This window comes from Peribacillus sp. NPDC096379, from assembly GCF_044762875.1.
GTDB lineage: Bacteria > Bacillota > Bacilli > Bacillales > DSM-1321 > Peribacillus.
Genome location: NZ_JBIWFD010000005.1, coordinates 64,181 through 82,615, shown reverse-complemented (window position 1 = coordinate 82,615; position 18,435 = coordinate 64,181). Strand labels below are relative to the sequence as shown.

The 18,435-nt window shown below is 38.9% G+C and carries 17 protein-coding genes, 1 pseudogene and 1 riboswitch; of the genes and pseudogenes, 15 read left to right on the top strand and 3 right to left on the bottom strand.

What is annotated here, in order from left to right:
* Positions 1-27 precede the first annotated feature (27 nt).
* The 4 genes from ACIQZI_RS19925 (at position 28) to ACIQZI_RS19910 (ending at position 4,180) form a co-directional block, all read left to right on the top strand.
* The gene (locus ACIQZI_RS19925) at positions 28-1,002 is read left to right on the top strand and encodes a carbohydrate kinase family protein (protein WP_403076429.1); all 975 of its coding nucleotides are present in this window, start codon (positions 28-30) and stop codon (positions 1,000-1,002) included.
* Entirely contained in the window at positions 986-1,915 is a 930-nt protein-coding gene (locus ACIQZI_RS19920) for a pseudouridine-5'-phosphate glycosidase (RefSeq protein ID WP_062186759.1), read from the top strand. The genes ACIQZI_RS19925 and ACIQZI_RS19920 overlap by 17 nt, the downstream gene beginning before the upstream one ends.
* Before the next feature lie 130 nt (positions 1,916-2,045).
* Positions 2,046-3,227 (top strand): NupC/NupG family nucleoside CNT transporter, encoded by a 1,182-nt coding sequence (locus tag ACIQZI_RS19915; protein WP_403076426.1) that lies wholly within the window; start codon positions 2,046-2,048, stop codon positions 3,225-3,227.
* 23 nt (positions 3,228-3,250) lie between these two features.
* Positions 3,251-4,180, top strand: coding sequence for a nucleoside hydrolase (locus tag ACIQZI_RS19910; protein WP_403076423.1), 930 nt, complete (start codon positions 3,251-3,253; stop codon positions 4,178-4,180).
* A 247-nt stretch (positions 4,181-4,427) separates the two neighbouring features.
* Here the strand turns inward: ACIQZI_RS19910 and ACIQZI_RS19905 are convergent, their stop codons facing one another.
* Entirely contained in the window at positions 4,428-4,787 is a 360-nt protein-coding gene (locus tag ACIQZI_RS19905; RefSeq protein ID WP_403076421.1) for a hypothetical protein, read from the bottom strand.
* Between the two features lie 84 nt (positions 4,788-4,871).
* Here ACIQZI_RS19905 and ACIQZI_RS19900 point away from each other — a divergent pair.
* Positions 4,872-5,077: pseudogene (locus tag ACIQZI_RS19900) on the top strand (IS66 family transposase); the annotation flags it as partial.
* Between the two features lie 364 nt (positions 5,078-5,441).
* Here ACIQZI_RS19900 and yppF read toward each other — a convergent pair.
* Positions 5,442-5,645: a YppF family protein gene (gene yppF / locus ACIQZI_RS19895; RefSeq protein WP_062186751.1), complete on the bottom strand. Its 204-nt coding sequence runs from the start codon at positions 5,643-5,645 to the stop codon at positions 5,442-5,444.
* 315 nt (positions 5,646-5,960) lie between these two features.
* Between yppF and ACIQZI_RS19890 the strand changes: the two genes are divergently transcribed.
* The 10 genes from ACIQZI_RS19890 to lpdA all read left to right on the top strand — a co-directional run bounded on the left by ACIQZI_RS19890 (position 5,961) and on the right by lpdA (position 17,157).
* The gene (locus ACIQZI_RS19890) at positions 5,961-7,340 is read left to right on the top strand and encodes an amino acid permease (RefSeq protein ID WP_403076414.1); all 1,380 of its coding nucleotides are present in this window, start codon (positions 5,961-5,963) and stop codon (positions 7,338-7,340) included.
* A gap of 357 nt (positions 7,341-7,697) precedes the next feature.
* Positions 7,698-7,800: riboswitch (glycine riboswitch) on the top strand.
* Between the two features lie 262 nt (positions 7,801-8,062).
* The gene (glyA, locus tag ACIQZI_RS19885) at positions 8,063-9,313 is read left to right on the top strand and encodes a serine hydroxymethyltransferase (protein WP_403076411.1); all 1,251 of its coding nucleotides are present in this window, start codon (positions 8,063-8,065) and stop codon (positions 9,311-9,313) included.
* Between the two features lie 15 nt (positions 9,314-9,328).
* Positions 9,329-9,841, top strand: coding sequence for a serine dehydratase beta chain (locus ACIQZI_RS19880; RefSeq protein ID WP_403076408.1), 513 nt, complete (start codon positions 9,329-9,331; stop codon positions 9,839-9,841).
* Complete coding sequence (gene sdaAA / locus ACIQZI_RS19875) at positions 9,841-10,722, top strand: L-serine ammonia-lyase, iron-sulfur-dependent, subunit alpha (protein ID WP_403076805.1); 882 nt, start codon at positions 9,841-9,843, stop codon at positions 10,720-10,722. The genes ACIQZI_RS19880 and sdaAA overlap by 1 nt, the downstream gene beginning before the upstream one ends.
* Before the next feature lie 13 nt (positions 10,723-10,735).
* Positions 10,736-11,845: a glycine cleavage system aminomethyltransferase GcvT gene (gene gcvT, locus ACIQZI_RS19870; RefSeq protein WP_062186744.1), complete on the top strand. Its 1,110-nt coding sequence runs from the start codon at positions 10,736-10,738 to the stop codon at positions 11,843-11,845.
* 94 nt (positions 11,846-11,939) lie between these two features.
* A complete protein-coding gene (gene gcvH, locus ACIQZI_RS19865) occupies positions 11,940-12,335 on the top strand; it encodes a glycine cleavage system protein GcvH (protein WP_403076404.1) in 396 nt (131 codons plus the stop codon).
* Position 12,336: 1 nt separating this feature from the next.
* A complete protein-coding gene (gene gcvPA, locus ACIQZI_RS19860; RefSeq protein WP_403076401.1) occupies positions 12,337-13,689 on the top strand; it encodes an aminomethyl-transferring glycine dehydrogenase subunit GcvPA in 1,353 nt (450 codons plus the stop codon).
* A complete protein-coding gene (gene gcvPB, locus ACIQZI_RS19855) occupies positions 13,682-15,166 on the top strand; it encodes an aminomethyl-transferring glycine dehydrogenase subunit GcvPB (RefSeq protein ID WP_403076398.1) in 1,485 nt (494 codons plus the stop codon). Before gcvPA ends, gcvPB begins: the two co-directional genes overlap by 8 nt.
* A gap of 191 nt (positions 15,167-15,357) precedes the next feature.
* Positions 15,358-15,663 (top strand): iron-sulfur cluster biosynthesis family protein, encoded by a 306-nt coding sequence (locus tag ACIQZI_RS19850; protein ID WP_403076393.1) that lies wholly within the window; start codon positions 15,358-15,360, stop codon positions 15,661-15,663.
* Positions 15,664-15,756: 93 nt separating this feature from the next.
* On the top strand, positions 15,757-17,157 hold the full coding sequence (lpdA, locus tag ACIQZI_RS19845) for a dihydrolipoyl dehydrogenase (protein ID WP_062186735.1): 1,401 nt from the start codon (positions 15,757-15,759) through the stop codon (positions 17,155-17,157).
* A gap of 235 nt (positions 17,158-17,392) precedes the next feature.
* Here the strand turns inward: lpdA and ACIQZI_RS19840 are convergent, their stop codons facing one another.
* Positions 17,393-18,277, bottom strand: a complete 885-nt coding sequence (locus ACIQZI_RS19840; protein WP_403076389.1) for a LysR family transcriptional regulator — start codon at positions 18,275-18,277, stop codon at positions 17,393-17,395.
* Positions 18,278-18,435 lie beyond the last annotated feature (158 nt).

The following is an 18,435-nucleotide window of genomic DNA, read 5'->3' as shown; positions in this document are numbered from 1 at the left end:
AATTGTTTTAAAGGGGAGGTGTTGAGTTTGACGAATGCTTTTCATGAGGAAAAACAAAAATTCCCCATTATCTGTATAGGGGGAGCAAATGTTGATAAAAAGTTATACATCAAAAATGAAAGGGTTTACCAAACGTCTAATCCAGTAAAATCCTCAAGGGCAGTTGGTGGGGTAGCAAGAAATATTGCTGAAAATTTAGGGCGGTTAGGCGAAGAAGTTGTTTTGTTTTCAGTAAGAGGGGATGATCCAGATTGGTCGGATATTTACAAATCATCCTCACCTTTTATGAATTTAAATCATGTCACGAAGTTTGAAAATTCTTCGACAGGTTCCTACACAGCCGTTTTAGATGAGCATGGCGATTTATCGATCGCCTTAGCAGATATGGATATTTTTGATCATATTACACCTGAGCTGCTTATGAAAAACACCGATATTCTTATCAAAGCTAAATGTATTCTAGTGGATTTAAATTGTTCTGGGGAAACCATTGAATTTCTATGTGACTTCACATCAATACATAGTATTCCATTGGTTATTATCCCTGTTTCATCGCCAAAAATGAATAGGCTTCCAAAGACTTTGAGTGCAGTGAGTTGGCTCATCGTAAATAAAGATGAAACAGAAACGTATATGAATATCAAAATCAACGATAAGAAAGATTGGGAAAACTCGGTAATGAGTTGGTTAGAATTAGGGGTAAAAAATGTGATTGTAACGAACGGATCACAAGGTGTCATGGCAGGGGTTGAAAATGGTGAGCTTCATTACTACCCAGCTATCGAAACCCCTATGGTTATTGATGTTACTGGTGCAGGCGATTCATTTTGTTCAGGAGTGATTTATTCCTGGTTACAAAAGAAAGAATTGGATTGCGTTATTAATTCGGGTCTGGTTAATGCACATAAAACAATTATGTCAAAATATACAGTTAGACAAGAACTGTCACAAACACAATTTAAATTGGATATGGAGGAATTTTTAAATGAAAAAGTATATTGAATTATCACAAGAGGTACAACAAGCAAAAGAAGAAGGAAAAGCAATCGTTGCTTTAGAATCTACGATTATTTCTCATGGTATGCCTTATCCTCAAAACGTAAAAATGGCTCGTGAAGTGGAACAAATTGTTCGAGATAACGGGGCTGTTCCAGCAACAATTGCGATCATTGATGGGAAAATTAAAATTGGTTTAACGGATGATGAATTGGAGTTATTTGGTAAAAGTTCAGATGTTGCGAAAGTATCAAGACGTGATTTAGCTCAAATTATTGCTACTAAGAAATTAGGAGCAACGACTGTTGCGACAACGATGATTTGTGCGGACTTAGCAGACATCAAAATCTTTGTAACAGGTGGTATTGGCGGGGTTCATAAAGGGGCAGAAACGACGATGGATATCTCAGCTGACCTTGAAGAATTAGCTCAAACGGATGTAGCTGTAATTTGTGCAGGTGCTAAATCAATACTAGATTTATCGCTTACACTAGAATACCTTGAAACAAAAGGGGTACCTGTCATTGGCTATGAAACAGAGTGCCTGCCAGCATTCTACACTAGAAATAGTGAATATCAATTAAACTTCTCTACGGATTCAATCGATGTGATTGCTGAAACATTAAAAGCAAAATGGGAATTAAACCTTACTGGTGGAGCAGTAATTGCGAATCCGATTCCTGAAGAGTTTGCGATGGATGAAGAGTATATCAATGGCATTATCAATCAAGCAATCAAACAAGCAGAAGAAAATCATATTATTGGTAAAGATAGTACACCATTCTTGCTAGGAAAAATTAAAGAATTAACAGGCGGTAAAAGTCTTGATGCCAATATCGAATTAGTCAAACATAATGCTAAAGTAGGAGCCGAAATAGCAGTTAGTTTCAACAACAAAACTACATTAGTATTAAACTAAGTTCGTCATTAGCATAAACTCAACTTCTATAAAGGTAGCTGTCTTCGATTAATGTTAACAACTAGACTTTATAGAAGTTGTTTTTTTTGAAAATAATTGTAAACGTTTCCATTTAGAGGGGAGCCTGAATATGAATTTTATTTTCTTACTAACAGGAATTTTACTTGTTTTTGTTGTTGCTTTTTTAGTAAGTAACAATAGAAAACAAATAAAATATAAACGTATTTTGATCATGTTAGCTGTGCAAATCATTTTAGTTTACTTCATGATGAATACGAGTATCGGTTTAATTGCGATTACTAAAGTAGGCGTTTTTTTTGAAAAATTAATGAAAATTGCTAATTCGGGAATCCAATTTGTATTTGGTGATATGGTGAATGAAGGTGGATTTACGTTTTTCCTATCCGTGTTATTACCGCTTGTTTTCATATCTGTTTTAATAGGAATACTAAATTATATAAAAGTATTGCCATTCGTCATCAAATATATCGGTTTCATTTTAAGTAAAATAACAGGAATGGGTAAACTAGAAAGCTATTTCGCTGTATCTACAGCTGCACTTGGACAACCAGAAGTGTTCTTAACCATTATCAAACAAATTCCCCTTCTATCACCAAAAAGACTTTATACCATTTGTACGTCAGCAATGAGTGCAATAAGTATGGCAATGGTTGGGTCTTATATGACCATGTTAGAGCCAAAGTATGTTGTAACAGCTGTTGTATTGAATATCTTCAGTGCACTTATCGTTGCTAATATTATTAACCCGTATGATTTAGACGAGGATGAAGATTTAATTAAAATTGAAGAAAAAGAAAGACTTCCGTTCTTCCAAATGATTGGCGAAAGTGTAATGGATGGATTTAAAATTGTTATAATTGTTGCCGCTATGCTAATGGGGTTTATTTCCTTGATGGAATTGATTAATGTGGTTTTTGTAGGCGTATTTCAAGTCTCTTTCCAAACGGTTATTGGGTATATTTTTGCACCAATCGCTTTCTTAATGGGTGTTCCATGGGCAGAAACTGTACAAGCAGGTGGAATTATGGCGACAAAACTTATAACGAACGAATTTGTTGCTATGTTGAATTTTGGGGAAATTTCAAACCATCTTTCCGATAAAACCATTGCTATTGTATCCGTTTATTTAGTGAGTTTTGCGAACTTTGGAACTATAGGTATTGTGGCAGGTTCAATCAAATCAATTAGTGAAAAACAAGGAAGTCATGTTGCAAAATTTTCATTGAAATTATTGTTAGGTGCGACATTAGCATCTGTCATTTCGGGAACAATTATGGGTATTGTCATGTAAATTTATATTAGGAGTGAATGATTATGACGACAAGAAAAATTATTATGGATTGTGATCCAGGACATGATGACGCTATTGCGATTATTTTAGCTGCTGCAAGATCGGAATTGGAAATTTTAGCGATTACAACCGTTTCTGGAAATGCAGAAATTGAAAAAACGACGATGAATGCCTTAAAAATATGTGATTTAGTTTCACTAACGGATGTTGTGGTATCAAAAGGGGCAAGTGATCCATTGATTCGGATCCGAGAAACCGCACCTGGTATTCATGGAGATTCAGGGTTGGACGGTCCAGAATTGCCCGAACCTTCTCGTAGTTGGAGTGAGGAGCATGGGGCTGATACGATCATAAGACTGTTAAAAGAGTCAAAAGAGCCCGTGACCATTCTACCAACAGGTCCATTGACAAATATTGCTATAGCTTTATCAAAAGCACCAGAAATTAAGGACAATATCGAAGAAATTGTTCTTATGGGTGGAGGAACATTTGGCAACTGGACGCCAACGGCTGAATTTAATATTTGGGCGGATCCAGAAGCTGCAAAAAAAGTATTTGATAGTGGGATTCCGATCGTTGTGATGGGATTAGATATCACACATCAAGCCTTGGCAACAAAAGAAGTGATCGATCAAGTAAATGAAATTGATAACCATGTAGCAAAAATTGTTGGTGAATTATTAGTATTTTTTGCATCCACATATAAAGAAATGTTTGATTTTGATGGGGCACCCGTACACGACGTATTAACTGTCGCATATTGTGTAGCACCAGAATTGTTTAAGATGAAAGAGGTCAATATTACCGTGGAAACGAAAGGCGAATTTACCGCAGGAACCACGTTGGTTGATCTACATGGGGTGACTGGTAGAAAAGTGAATGCGAAGTTTGGAGTAGAACTTGATGTAGAAGGTTTTTGGCAGCTAATGATTGAGGCACTTAAAAAATACTAGAACTTACTAGCCTTTGCTCTCTGGGAGCAAAGGCTACGAACCATCCGTATACTTATATTCATCATATTAAAAAAGATAGATTTGAATGTTACAAAATGTGCTTTATGCTAGGCTGCTTCAATCGTGCTGACAAACAGAGGGAACAGATAAAAGGATTTCCTTATCCATCAAAGGTCATTCAGCTATTTCTGAATAATGATTCTGTTGAAAGATAGGGATCTATTAGCTAGAGAGTGTTAGAAAAGGCCTATCGTGATTCCTCTTTTCTTAATAAGAAGCTGAGACTCTTTAATGTGTGGAGTCTAGCGGTAAAAATAAATAAGTCATCGTAGTTCCTTTCTACATATTCATTAATAACGTCGATCCCTTTTCTAAATCTCTCGACTAATAAATAAGTATATTGTTCATTCCAGCAAAACTGATTGATTCTCTGAAGTTCATCAGCAAGTATTTGGAGCTTATATTCCTTAACGAAAAGCTTTAGTTGATACACTTTATCCATATTTAAAATAAGGCTGCTTTTCTTATCTTGGTTTTTATAAACAAATTCTATAAATCCATGTATATTTTCAGCTAAAAGATTCGCAATTTTCATATTGAAATTCATATTTCCAACTCCTCAATGTATGCAAACCAATACATTATTATGAAAATTGTATGATTTGGATCGGTATTTTAACACTAAAATACACCTTTTGATAATAATTTGGCCGAACGAGATTTACGAATGACCAAAGTGAAACAAAAAGTTTCAGATACATTCCGAAGTGAAATGGGCGCACAGAACGTCACAATGGCACGAAGCTTTTTAAGCACACTGAAAAAGCAAAAAAGAACCTGTTTGAATCCATTAAACAAGTGATAAAAACAGGAGAAAAAGGATCGTTTGAAACCTAGTTTACGAGGTAATACGTGATGAGTTTCCTCTATTTGTTGAGTAGTTACAAAAATACTAGAATCCAATATAGAAGGTCGTAATTTGAATAATGCAATTTTTAATAGCGAAAATTTGAAAAATAGCCTTTGCTCAATGGGAGCAAAGGCTATTAATAATCTTTTACAACTATGAAGCCATTAGCCTAAAGATTCTCAACATATTGCAAAGGCTTTTTCAAGCCCCCACTTCAAGATTCGTTAGAATCTAAGTGGGGGGAGTTGACTGCGTTTCATAATAGATGTTCCTGTTTACTAACCATGTGTATTAGATTCTAGAATAAGTAAAAGAGTATATTGTTAGAGTGGTAAATATTCTGTAGATTTTTCAAAGTTCCCTTGTTTTTATGAAGAATGATATTGGCTTTTCTGCTTCCAGTTTGTCCAGTTCAAAGAAAAGTTTTTTGTATTCAACAATCGATAGTTCCCCATCAATATACCCTTTTTGAATATAGTCTAATAATTCATTGGCATGTAATGGGTTTCTCTTTTTTACAAGTTCAAAACGATGTATTAAGTCTTCTACTAACATAGTAATCCACTCATTTCATCTTTGTTTTTGCAACATGTCTTCATTTTTGAAAAGTATACCATGTAGATGGTTGGATATTTTCTTTTTTGAAAATTCAAACTTACGACATTTTTTTACAATTTATTAACAAAGTTCCTAAACGAATACTCTAAGGAAGGGAATTGTTTTGGATGTTTTTATAGAATATTCGCTATATTATAAATGTAAGCGCATTCTTTTCGGTGTCGAATTGACGGATAATATGGTAAACTTTTATTAAGCTATTAATATGTTAAAATTGCAAACAACCTAAAAAAGTAGAGAGTGGGAAATTGTATGCAGGAACAAAAACTGGCGAGAGGTCTAAAAAACAGACACGTGCAGCTAATTGCTATTGGCGGGGCGATCGGAACGGGATTATTTCTTGGAGCAGGAAAATCGATTCATTTAGCAGGGCCGTCGATTTTATTTGCTTACATGATTACAGGCGTCATTTGCTTTTTAATCATGCGCGCACTTGGAGAACTACTCCTATCCAATTTGGAATACGACTCTTTTGTTGACTTTGTAAAAGACTATTTAGGGAACATGGCCGCATTTATTACCGGCTGGACTTACTGGTTTTGCTGGATTTCAATCGCAATGGCCGACTTAACAGCAGTTGGTCTCTATACCCAATATTGGCTTCCTGATGTACCACAGTGGATGCCGGGATTAATTGCACTTGTCATTTTGCTCATGATGAACCTTGCAACCGTAAAACTTTTTGGCGAAATGGAATTCTGGTTCGCATTAATTAAAGTCATCGCGATTTTAGCACTCATTGTGATCGGTATTTTCATGATTATTAAAGGCTTTTCCACGAATTCAGGCGCATCCAGCTTCACGAATCTATGGAGCCACGGAGGCATGTTCCCAAATGGCATAAATGGCTTTATCCTTTCATTCCAGATGGTCGTATTTGCGTTTGTTGGCATTGAACTTGTAGGACTTACAGCAGGTGAAACAGAAAATCCAGAAAAGGTGATCCCACAAGCAATCAACAATATCCCGATTCGGATTATCATTTTCTACCTTGGCGCACTTATTGTCATCATGAGTATTTATCCGTGGAATGCCATCAATCCAATGGAAAGCCCATTTGTCCAAGTCTTCGTGGCAGTTGGAATCGCAGCAGCTGCTGGTATTGTCAATTTTGTCGTCCTAACATCCGCAGCTTCAGCATGTAACAGCGCTATTTTCAGTACAAGCCGGATGGTATACTCCCTTGCCAATGATAAAAATGCACCTATACCATTTACAAAACTTACTTCTCGTAAAGTACCTTCCAATGCATTATTCTTTTCAACTGTTGTCATTCTAATAGCCGTTGTTTTGAATTATGTCATGCCAGAAGGCGTATTTACGCTGATTACAAGTATTTCTACGGTATGTTTCATCTTTATTTGGGGAATTACTGTCATCAGCCATTTGAAGTACCGCAAAACAAGACCAGATCTAGCGAAAGTGAACAAATTTAAATTGCCACTATATCCATTTTCCAATTACTTGATCCTTACTTTCCTAGCGTTCGTTCTTGTCGTACTTGCACTTGCGGAAGATACTCGAGTTGCTTTGTTCATAACTCCTGTTTGGTTTATTTTGCTGATTACGATCTATAAGATGCGGAAACCAAAGGGGGATCATGTTGATCAAAGAAAAACAGTGGGAAATTAAGAGGGAACGGACAAAAATCCCGCCCGTGTCCTATAAATGAAATAAGAGCAAAAAAGCCTGTGTTAATCATCTGAGGCCACTGAAAAAGTCCTTTTAAAGCTAACGACCTACTCTATATAGGTTGTTAGCTTCTTCTATTGTCTGTATATTAATAAAAATCTTCGCTACTTTCAAAATGAGTTACTTTTTCAGTGCGTTCTGATCATCTATATAGGTTTTTTGATCGTATTCGTTTCGATTCAACTACCCACGCTTTTAGTCAACCAAATCTAAATAAATGTTAGCGTTTACAAAATAACCTTGACAGATCTACCTTATGCAACTATTCTGAATATAACAGTAACTAAATATGAGCGAATGACGGTTGTGGGAGAGTGCAATGTAACAAGCCACCGAAGGAGCAAGTTCCAAAAAGACCCTTGGAGCAAATCTCTCAGGTAGATGGAACCACAATCGGACGCACCTCTGGAGAGCGCGTATAAGTAGTACGCCACCAAAGGGGAACGACTCTATGAATCATAGGGTTAAACTCTCAGGTAAAAGGACAGGGAAGGGTAGAGAAAGTCACGCTACCCTTTTCTGTCCTTTTTTGCGTGCAAAAACGGGAGCGTATCTCCACAGTTTTCTCAGAAAAGAAGAGTGATAGTGAGAGAGTGGTTTCACTAGCTAAGTTGAAAGGATTCGAACATGGTGTCGTACAAAAAAATTGAGGGGGAGTATATATGAGTTTACAGCAAAATGATTCTATTATTTTTGGAGCGATTGAAAAGGAACGAGAGCGCCAACTTCAAACACTTGAGTTAATCGCATCAGAAAATATTGTAAGCGAAGATGTATTAGAAGCGATGGGAAGCGTGATGACGAATAAATATGCAGAAGGGTATCCAGGAAAGCGTTATTATGGCGGGTGTGAATTTGTTGACGTGGCAGAACAAACAGCGATCGAGCGCGTAACGGAGCTATTTGGCGCTAAATATGCCAATGTTCAGCCACACTCAGGAGCACAAGCAAATTTTGCCGTTTTCTTCGCACTGCTTCAGCCTGGAGATAAAGTAATGGGAATGAACCTTTCACATGGTGGACATTTAACACATGGAAGCCCTGTTAGTGTTTCAGGAAAATGGTTTGACATTGTATCTTATGGTGTGAGGGAAGATACGCAAGTCATTGATTACGATGAATTAGAAGAGATCGCCAAGAAAGAAAAACCGAAATTGATTATTGCAGGGACAAGTGCTTATCCAAGAACGATCGACTTTGCTCGCTTTAGAAAAATTGCTGATCAAGTCGGGGCAAAACTTATGGTCGATATGGCGCATATTGCAGGACTAGTAGCAGCTGGACTTCATCCATCTCCAATTCCATATGCCGATGTTGTGACAAGTACGACACATAAAACATTGCGTGGCCCGCGTGGCGGTATCATCTTAACAAATGATGAAGAGATGATTAAAGCGGTTAATAAATCGATATTCCCTGGTATTCAAGGTGGACCACTGATGCATATCATTGCTGCAAAAGCGGTTGCTTTCAGAGAAGCTTTACAACCAAGTTTTAAAGAGTATGCCAACCAAGTTATTGACAATGCGGCAATACTTGGCGAAACCTTAAAGAATGAAGGAGCGGCCCTCGTTTCTGGTGGAACAGATAATCATATTGTCCTATTAGATTTACGTCCATGGAATTTAACTGGAAAAGAAGCCGAGAAATTATTAGAAGAAGTGGGCATTACCGTAAATAAAAATACGATTCCGTTTGATCCAGAGAAACCATTTGTTACGAGTGGAATCCGTATCGGAACAGCTGCGTTAACAACGCGTGGCATGAAACAAGAAGAAATGGTGAAAATCGGAAAAGTGATCGCGGACGTTTTAACAAATAAAGGCGATGAAGCCGTTCTTGAAAAAGCAAAAGTAACAACTAAAGCGATTTGTAGTGCGTATCCGTTATTTCAACAAGCAGTAACGGTGTAAGAAAGGGGGAGAATCATGGAATTTCAAAGTTGTTTTGACATAATCGGCCCAATCATGGTCGGACCGTCGAGTTCTCATACAGCTGGTGTTGTATCGATTGGAAAATTTATTTATGAACTGTTAGGAGATTATCCCCAAGAGACCAACATTGTATTTTATGATTCGTTTGCTGAAACCTACCAAGGACATGGAACAGATAAAGCACTTCTTGGTGGATTACTCGGGATGAATACCGATGATTCCGAAATCAAATACGCATTGGAAAAAGCAAAAGAATGTGGTATGCAGTACCAGTTTGAATTCGAAAACATTTGCGAGTATATGGACCACCCAAATACAACCATTGTAACAGCAAAACGTGATGATCATGTTGTCACGGTTGGTGGTGTATCACTCGGAGGTGGCCTATCGAAGATCTTTATGATTGATGATGAGATGGTATCGATTCGTCTTAGCGCTGGAGATGATTTTTCGATCCTTGCGAAACCTTATCAACGGAAAGAGAAAGTATTGGTGAAGGCGATATGATGGAAATTCAGTCTATGAAAGAGCTTATAGAAGCTTGTGAACGGGAAAAAAAGTCCATTAGTGAAATGATGTTAATGGTGGAAGCAAAAAAGTCAGGAAGAGACGAAGATACGATTATTCGCATGATGGAAGAGCGATTGATCAAAATGAAAGAAGCAGTGGATAGTGGGATTAAAGATGCTTCCACGGCGCCAAGTGGGATTTCTGGCGGTGATGCCGTGAAGATGTCTGAATACGTTCGGCAAGGTAAATCCCTATCAGGCAATTATATAAGCAATGCTATGAGCTATTCATTAGCCACTTCTGAAAATAATGCCAGAATGGGCGTCATTGTGGCAACGCCAACTGCTGGAGCAGCAGGGATTTTACCTGGCGTATTATTTTCGCTTCATAAAAATGATGGCACACCTTATAAAGAGTTAGTGAAGGGCTTGTTTACGGCAAGTATGCTAGGGCTTGTCATTGCGAACCGCTCGTTCATCTCAGGAGCAGCTGGAGGCTGTCAAGCAGAGGTCGGGTCTGCAACAGCGATGGCAGCTGGAACAATCGTTGAGTTAAAAGGTGGGACACCACAACAAGTCGTGAATGCAACCGCTATTGCGATGAAGTCCCTTTTAGGCTTAGTTTGCGATCCGGTCGGAGGGCTTGTTGAAGTTCCTTGCATCAAACGGAATGTAATCGGTACTTCCATTGCCTTTTCAGCGGCTGATATGTCCCTTGCTGGTGTTGAGAGTCGGATTCCGTGTGATGAAGTCATTGAAGCGATGTATAAAGTTGGAAAGGATATGCCGCGGACGCTTCGGGAAACCGCTCTTGGTGGGCTAGCGATGACCGAAACGGGTAAAGAGGTAAAAGAACGTCTATTTTGCAGAAAATCTTAATCGGGGGTAAATCATGAGTACAGAAACAGCATTAAAGCAAACACCACTTTTTGAAACATATGGAAAATATGGAGCGAAAGTGATTGATTTTGGTGGTTGGGCTTTGCCCGTTCAGTTCTCAAGCATTTTAGAAGAACATGAAGCGGTACGTACAGAATCAGGCCTTTTTGATGTCTCTCATATGGGGGAAGTACTTGTAGAAGGAAAAGATGCATGTGCTTATATCAATCATCTTGTAACGAATGACATAACGAAACTTGCGATCAATCAGGCACAGTATACGGCAATGTGCTATCCAGACGGTGGAACGGTCGATGATATATTAGTGTACAAATTGGCGGATGAAAAATATTTACTCGTGATTAATGCTGGAAACATTGAAAAAGATGTGGAATGGATGAAGAAGTATGTCAAAGGAGACATGAAACTTGAAAATATCTCCGATGATATCGCTCAACTAGCGATTCAGGGACCAAAGGCAGAAGTGATTTTACAAAAGGTAACGGATACTGATTTATCAGCAATTGGTGTATTTAAATTTGCACAACATGTTACTATTTCTGGCATTACAGATGTGCTTGTTTCCCGGACAGGCTATACAGGAGAAGACGGGTTTGAACTCTATTTACAAAAAGACCAAGTGGTAGCACTTTGGGAGAAGCTTTTAGAAGTAGGAACATCAGAAGGATTAAAACCGTGTGGCCTTGGTGCCCGAGATACACTTCGCCTAGAAGCGCGTCTTCCACTATATGGTCAAGAACTTAGCAGCGAAATTAGTCCACTTGAAGCAGGAGTCGGTTTTGTCGTAAAAATCAATAAAGAAAGTGACTTTATTGGAAAAGCGGCACTTTCTGCACAAAAAGAAGCTGGATTAACGAGAAAAATCGTAGGGATTGAAGTAACAGGTCGGGGGATTCCACGTCATGGCTATAAAGTAGTTTCTGAAGATGGCGAGGAAATAGGAATCGTTACATCAGGCACACAATCACCATCATTGAAGAAGAGTATCGGCCTTGCTTTGATCTCTGTGGAACATGCTGAAGTGGGGACGTTACTAAAAGTGGAAATCCGTAATAAGCAGATTGATGCTGTTGTTGTAAAAACACCATTCTATAAAAAGTAATTTCTAAGTTTACTAGCATCATGCTAAAGATAAGGATGATGCTAGTAACTCGATTTCATATCAGAATATACAAAAGCTGAAAGGACGAAAAACAATGACAAAAGCGACAGCAAATTTACTATATAGCAAAGAGCATGAGTGGGTGGAACAATTAGAAGGTAATCGTGTTCGGATTGGGATCTCTGATTATGCCCAGAAGGCGTTAGGGGATATCGTGTTTGTTGAGAATCCTGAAATTGATGATGAAGTAATCGTCAATGAAACGATGGGAACAATCGAATCCGTTAAAGCAGTTTCTGAACTATACTCTCCTGTATCAGGTACAGTCGTGGCTGTAAATGAAGAGTTAGAAGGCGCTCCAGAGACGATTAATGAAAATCCATTTGAAGCAGGATGGTTAATCGAAGTAGAAATCTCTAACCCAGAAGAGTTGGAATCGCTTCTTAATGAAGAAGAGTACGAAGCATTTACGAATGAAGGAGAGGAATAATATGACTTCAACTTACAGATACCTCCCTGATACGAAACAGGATCAGGAGGAAATGCTCGAGTTTTTACAGGTTTCTTCCATAGATGAATTGTTTGAAGATATCCCAGCTGATATTAGACTACAAGGGGAGCTAAATATCCCACAGGCCGTTCCTGAACCACTTCTCATGAAGAAAATGAATCAGCTTGCTACGAAAAACATAAATGCCAATCAATACCCAACATTTCTCGGTGCAGGTACGTATGATCACTACATTCCTAGCGTAGTCAACCATATGATTTCACGCTCTGAATTTTACACAGCTTATACTCCATACCAACCAGAAATCAGTCAAGGTGAACTCCAAGCGATTTTCGAATTTCAGACGATGGTATGTGAATTAACAGGAATGGATGTAGCGAATTCTTCGATGTACGATGGCTTTACATCGCTTGCAGAAGCAGCATCACTTGCTGTTGCATCAACAAGACGTTCAAAAATTCTTGTATCGAAAGCAGTGCATCCTGAGTCTCGGGCTATATTACGTACGGTAGCAGATGGTCCAGGATATACAGTTGAAGAAATCCAACTGACTGATGAGATTACTGATTTAGGAAAATTAAAGGAGCAAATTGATAAAGATACAGCAGCAGTCATTATTCAATATCCGAATTTCTTTGGTTCAATTGAAGATTTAACGGAGATTAAGAAAATTGCCGAAGAAAACAAGGCTCTTTTCATTGTAAGTGCCAACCCACTCGCACTTGCACTTTTACAGGCACCTGGGAAGCTTGGGGCAGATATTGTGATCGGTGATATGCAACCATTAGGCATTCCGATGTCATTTGGTGGTCCACATTGTGGCTATTTTGCGGTCAGTAAAAAATTTATGCGTAAAATACCAGGCCGGATTGTCGGCCAAACAGAAGATGAAAAAGGCCAACGCGGCTTCGTATTAACACTGCAAGCCCGTGAACAGCATATCCGTCGTGATAAAGCATCATCCAATATTTGTTCGAACCAGGCATTAAATGCTCTTGCCTCTTCAATCTGCATGACATCACTTGGCAAGCAAGGGATTCGTCAGATGGCTCAATTAAATTTGGAGAAAGCAGACTATATGGCAAAAATGCTGAAACAGAAAGGGTTTGTCATTCTGAATCAATCCCCATTCTTCAATGAGTTTGTTGTCGAGCTTCCTCGTCCAGTCAAGGAAGTTAATGCGAAACTACTAGAAGCGGGAATCATTGGCGGCTTTGATTTGGAAAGCGATTATGGCCATGAAAATCAAATGCTACTTGCTGTGACTGAACAACGAACCAAAGAAGAGATTGATCAATTTGTAGAGGTTTTGGAGGCGATTGTAAATGGTTGAATACAATGATTTGATTTTTGAAATTAGTCGTCCAGGACGTATCGGTTCAAGTCTTCCGGAAAGTGATGTGGACTCTGTTGATATTACTAATAAACTTCCGAAGCATTTAATTCGTGACGTACCTGCAGAACTCCCGGAAGTATCAGAGTTGCAACTTGTAAGACATTACACAGCGCTCTCTAATAAAAACCATGGGATCGATAACGGCTTTTATCCACTTGGTTCTTGTACGATGAAGTACAATCCGAAAATCAATGAAGATGTTGCACGTTTGGAAGGGTTTAGCCGCATTCATCCGTACCAGCCTGTTGAAACGGTACAAGGTGCATTAGAAGTGCTATATGAACTACAAGAAGAGTTAGCAGTCATCACAGGAATGGATGCGGTCACTTTGCAGCCATCAGCGGGAGCTCAAGGTGAATGGACAGGGTTAATGATGGTGAAAGCCTACCATGCCCAAAAAGGAGAAACGAGGAAGCAAGTGCTTGTTCCAGACTCTGCACACGGTACGAACCCTGCAAGTGCAACAGTAGCAGGTTTTGAAACGATTACGATACCATCCAATGAAAATGGATTAGTAAATTTAGAAGAGCTAAAGAAGCATGTCGGTCCAAATACAGCGGCTCTCATGTTGACAAACCCGAATACACTTGGTCTTTTTGAAAAAGAAATTGTAGAAATTGCCCAAGTCGTTCATGAAGCGGGCGGGTTATTATACTATGATGGAGCAAATGCAAACGCCATTTTAGGTAAAACAACACCGGGGCAAATGGGCTTTGATATTGTGCACTTAAATCTCCACAAAACATTTACGACACCTCATGGTGGCGGTGGACCAGGTGCAGGTCCAGTCGGTGTGAAAGAGAAATTGATTCCTTACTTGCCTGTGCCACGCGTTGAAAAAGACGGTGAGAAATATGTATTAAACTCAGATCATCCACTCTCGATCGGTAGAGTAAAAGGATATTACGGTAACTTCGGTATTCTATTACGTGCCTATACGTATATTCGTACAATGGGACCAGAAGGATTGCGTCAAGTATCGGAAAGTGCTGTCCTTCATGCGAATTATCTTCGCAAACGATTAGAGCCATATTTTGAAGCGCCATATTCACAAATATGTAAGCATGAATTTGTTCTATCTGGCTCTAGACAGAAAAAACTTGGAGTTAGAACACTAGATATGGCCAAACGATTGCTTGATTTCGGTTATCATCCGCCAACTATCTACTTCCCGTTGAATGTAGAGGAATGTTTAATGATTGAACCGACTGAAACAGAGTCAAAAGAAACCCTCGATGCGTTTGCAGATGTGATGATTCAAATCGCCAAGGAAGTGGAAGATAATCCTGGGGTCGTTTTAGAAGCACCACATACGACAGTCATTGGTCGATTGGATGAAGTACAAGCTGCGAGACAACCTATTTTGCGTTATGAAAAAGCAGTAGAAGTTGAGAAAGAAACGGTAAAATCCTAAATGAATGATTGAGCATGAACCACCGGGAATGAAAATAGCGAGAAGATCAGTTTCTCATTATTTCACACTCGGTGGTTTCATATGAGTGCAGAAATGCCAATTTTCTTCTACTTATCATGCAGATGAACAGGTCTGAGCCGTTCAGGTGAGTGCTTCATCAAAAAATAGGCGGCTAGAGGAGGGAGAAATTGATGGTCATCAAGATATCAGAGGTAGCCATGAATAAATTGCAAGAAGTGGCGTCTCAAGAAAAACTAGTTCCAAGAATTGACGCTGATGTTGCAGGTGGCTGTGGTTTGTCAGTAAAGTTCTCCATTGTGTGGGACGAACCTCGAAGAAACGATACCATTATTGAATATGAGGGAATTCAGATTCGCTTGGACCATTTTACAAAACGCTATTTAGATGAAGAGACACAAATTGATTATCTAGACGATCAAGGCTTTATCGTGGGAGAACAGTTTTCCTCTAGTGCCTGCGCAATAGAATTAGATTGATAGACTCAGAGATTGCTAACCGTTTTTTCTTCTTGGGTACATAGATTGGCGTTATTTTTTGATCAAGATTGAAGTAAAAGGGGGAAATAGTAGATGAATCAAGAATATGATGTGGTCATTATCGGTGGAGGAACTGGTGGGTATGTGGCTGCCATACGTGCGTCGCAATTAGGATTAAAGGCTGCGGTTGTAGAGCAAGGAAAACTTGGCGGGACATGCCTTCATGCAGGTTGTATCCCGAGTAAGGCGCTATTAAGAAGCGCAGAAGTATATGCGAATACAAAAAATGCAGAGAAGTATGGAGTCATTGCTCCTGAAGTAGGTCTGGACTTCCAAAAAGTACAAGCTCGCAAAGAAGAAATCACAGAACGCTTATTTAAAGGTGTTCAACATTTAATGAAAAAAGGGAAAATCGATGTGTACGAGGGAAAAGGCAGTATTCTGCAGACAAAAGATGTTTTAGTAAAATTGAATCAAGATGATCAGGAGACGATCTTAACCACCCGAAATATTGTCCTAGCAACAGGATCCCGGCCAAGGACACTTCCCGGTCTAGAAGCAGATGGGCAGTATGTGATGACATCGGATGAAGCGCTACAAATGGAAGAGCTTCCAGATTCCATCCTTATTGTTGGCGGAGGCGTGATTGGAATCGAATGGGCTTCGATGCTGATAGACTTTGGATTAGCGGTGACAGTGATCGAATATGCCGATCGCATTTTACCGACAGAAGATAAAGATATTTCAAAGGAAGTTCAGCGTTTAATGAAGAAAAAAGGCGTGAAAATCGTAACAGGGGCAAAAGTGCTTCCTGAAACGTTAGAAAAAGGCGAGGGTGTTTCTATTAAGGCAGACTATAAAGGGAAAGAAACGTCCTTTTCAGCTGATAAACTATTAGTATCGGTTGGAAGATTGCCAAACATAGAAGGGATAAACCTCGAAAATACGAGTGTTGTGGTAGAGCGAGCTTGTATTCAAACAAATGAGTATTATCAAACGAATGAACAAAACGTATATGCCATTGGTGATGTGATTGGTGGGTTGCAGCTTGCCCATGTTGCTTCACATGAGGGGATCATCGCCATTGAACATATTGCAGGGGAGAACCCAGTACCACTTAATCCAACGCTTGTTTCAAAATGTGTATACAGTAGCCCAGAGGTCGCAAGTGTTGGACTAACAGAAGAAGAGGCAAAGGAAAAAGGATATCAAGTAAAAATAGGTAAATTCTCGTTCCGTGCGATTGGGAAGGCTCTTGTTTTTGGTGAATCAGATGGTTTTGTTAAACTTATTGTAGAAGAAGGGTCTAATAAGTTGTTAGGGACACATATGGTTGGTCCTCATGTAACAGATATGATTACAGAGGCAGGCCTTGCGCAAGTATTAGAGGCAACGGCCATGGATATTGCCAATACGATCCACCCTCACCCAACATTAGCGGAAGCGATTGGCGAGGCAGCCCTGGCTGTATATGGGAAGGAAATCCACGCTTAGGATAGTTGATGAATAGAATAGCCGTAAACCCCTCTTCCTCCATCTAAGAAAGGCAATAAGAAATGATAGGGGGAGAGGAGTTTTCTTTTCAAATAAGTCTGATAAAGGATTTAAGGCTTAAACCATGCCATTTTGATTAATCCTCACGTTAAATCTTCTAATTTCTCCGTTTACAATGAATATGCAAAGAAATTCGAAATATTAAACTTTCTCCACTTTTTCATTTTCAATAGAGTTAAATGGTAGCTTCATGCAAAAAGGAAATAAAGGAGTGAACAACTGGAGAGGTTTCTTTCTTGCTCCAGGCTGCGCCAATTTTGCATGTTGTATAACTTTTTTTGAGTTGTAAGTAGACAATATCATCGTTTTTTACAAATTGAATGGAAGACGGAAGTAAAGCAATACCGATTCCGGAAGCAACAAACGATAATGCCGTATGTAACTCTAGTGCTTCTTGGGTCTTTTTAGGACTAAAGCCGGCATGCTGACAAAGGCTAATGATCGCATCATAATAGCTTTCTCCGGCTTTTCTAGGTGTCATGATGAACTGTTCGTTAGCGAGGAGAGAGACATCGATAGGCTCTGTTTTAACTGCTAATCGATGTGTTTTAGGTAACGCAACAATAAATGGTTCTTCCCGTAGCATTTCTACATGAAACGATCCATTTTCAATCGGGAGATTCAATAAGCCGACATGAATGGAGCTGTCGTGAAGTGCTTTCATTTGTTCAGTTGATGACAATTGTCGTAGGACGATATTGATATTTGGGTATTGTTCTTGAAACCTTCGGAGTAATAGAGGAAGGAGTTCAAACGCGATGGATCCAGTAAAGGCTAATATTAATTGACCAGATTCCCCTCGAGCTATACTACTTGCCTCTTCACAGGCCAAGTGTACACGGTTTAGAATTTCATAGGCTCTCTTTAAAAAAACTTCACCAGCTGACGTTAATTCCACGCGCTGCTTCGTTCTGGAAAATAAAAGCACATCTAACTCGTTTTCCAATTGCTTAATTTGTTGGCTTAAAGGTGGTTGTGCCATTTGTAAACGTTGGGCAGCTCGACCAAAATGAAGCTCCTCTGCAACTGCAATAAAGTATTTTAAATGACGTAGTTCCATGTAGCCACCTCTTCATATTTAAAAAGTATTAACTAGTAAACAAAGATGTATTAGAAAAAAATGGGTAGTTATAGTATGTTTATTTTATCAAATATTTAGAAAAATGTGAATACTTTGATAGGTGGTCATTGCTAGATTTATATTTTCATTTTATAAAT

Excerpts from the sequence above, each read along its gene's own strand:
- ACIQZI_RS19905 (WP_403076421.1), bottom strand. The coding sequence starts at position 4,787 with ATGAATTTCAATATGAAAATTGCGAATCTTTTAGCTGAAAATATACAT.
- ACIQZI_RS19850 (WP_403076393.1), top strand. The coding sequence starts at position 15,358 with ATGGTCATCAAGATATCAGAGGTAGCCATGAATAAATTGCAAGAAGTG.
- sdaAA (WP_403076805.1), top strand. The coding sequence starts at position 9,841 with ATGGAAATTCAGTCTATGAAAGAGCTTATAGAAGCTTGTGAACGGGAA.
- gcvPA (WP_403076401.1), top strand. The coding sequence starts at position 12,337 with ATGACTTCAACTTACAGATACCTCCCTGATACGAAACAGGATCAGGAG.
- gcvT (WP_062186744.1), top strand. The coding sequence starts at position 10,736 with ATGAGTACAGAAACAGCATTAAAGCAAACACCACTTTTTGAAACATAT.
- ACIQZI_RS19910 (WP_403076423.1), top strand. The coding sequence starts at position 3,251 with ATGACGACAAGAAAAATTATTATGGATTGTGATCCAGGACATGATGAC.
- ACIQZI_RS19840 (WP_403076389.1), bottom strand. The coding sequence starts at position 18,277 with ATGGAACTACGTCATTTAAAATACTTTATTGCAGTTGCAGAGGAGCTT.
- ACIQZI_RS19880 (WP_403076408.1), top strand. The coding sequence starts at position 9,329 with ATGGAATTTCAAAGTTGTTTTGACATAATCGGCCCAATCATGGTCGGA.
- ACIQZI_RS19890 (WP_403076414.1), top strand. The coding sequence starts at position 5,961 with ATGCAGGAACAAAAACTGGCGAGAGGTCTAAAAAACAGACACGTGCAG.
- ACIQZI_RS19915 (WP_403076426.1), top strand. The coding sequence starts at position 2,046 with ATGAATTTTATTTTCTTACTAACAGGAATTTTACTTGTTTTTGTTGTT.
- glyA (WP_403076411.1), top strand. The coding sequence starts at position 8,063 with ATGAGTTTACAGCAAAATGATTCTATTATTTTTGGAGCGATTGAAAAG.
- yppF (WP_062186751.1), bottom strand. The coding sequence starts at position 5,645 with ATGTTAGTAGAAGACTTAATACATCGTTTTGAACTTGTAAAAAAGAGA.
- gcvH (WP_403076404.1), top strand. The coding sequence starts at position 11,940 with ATGACAAAAGCGACAGCAAATTTACTATATAGCAAAGAGCATGAGTGG.
- gcvPB (WP_403076398.1), top strand. The coding sequence starts at position 13,682 with ATGGTTGAATACAATGATTTGATTTTTGAAATTAGTCGTCCAGGACGT.
- ACIQZI_RS19920 (WP_062186759.1), top strand. The coding sequence starts at position 986 with ATGAAAAAGTATATTGAATTATCACAAGAGGTACAACAAGCAAAAGAA.
- lpdA (WP_062186735.1), top strand. The coding sequence starts at position 15,757 with ATGAATCAAGAATATGATGTGGTCATTATCGGTGGAGGAACTGGTGGG.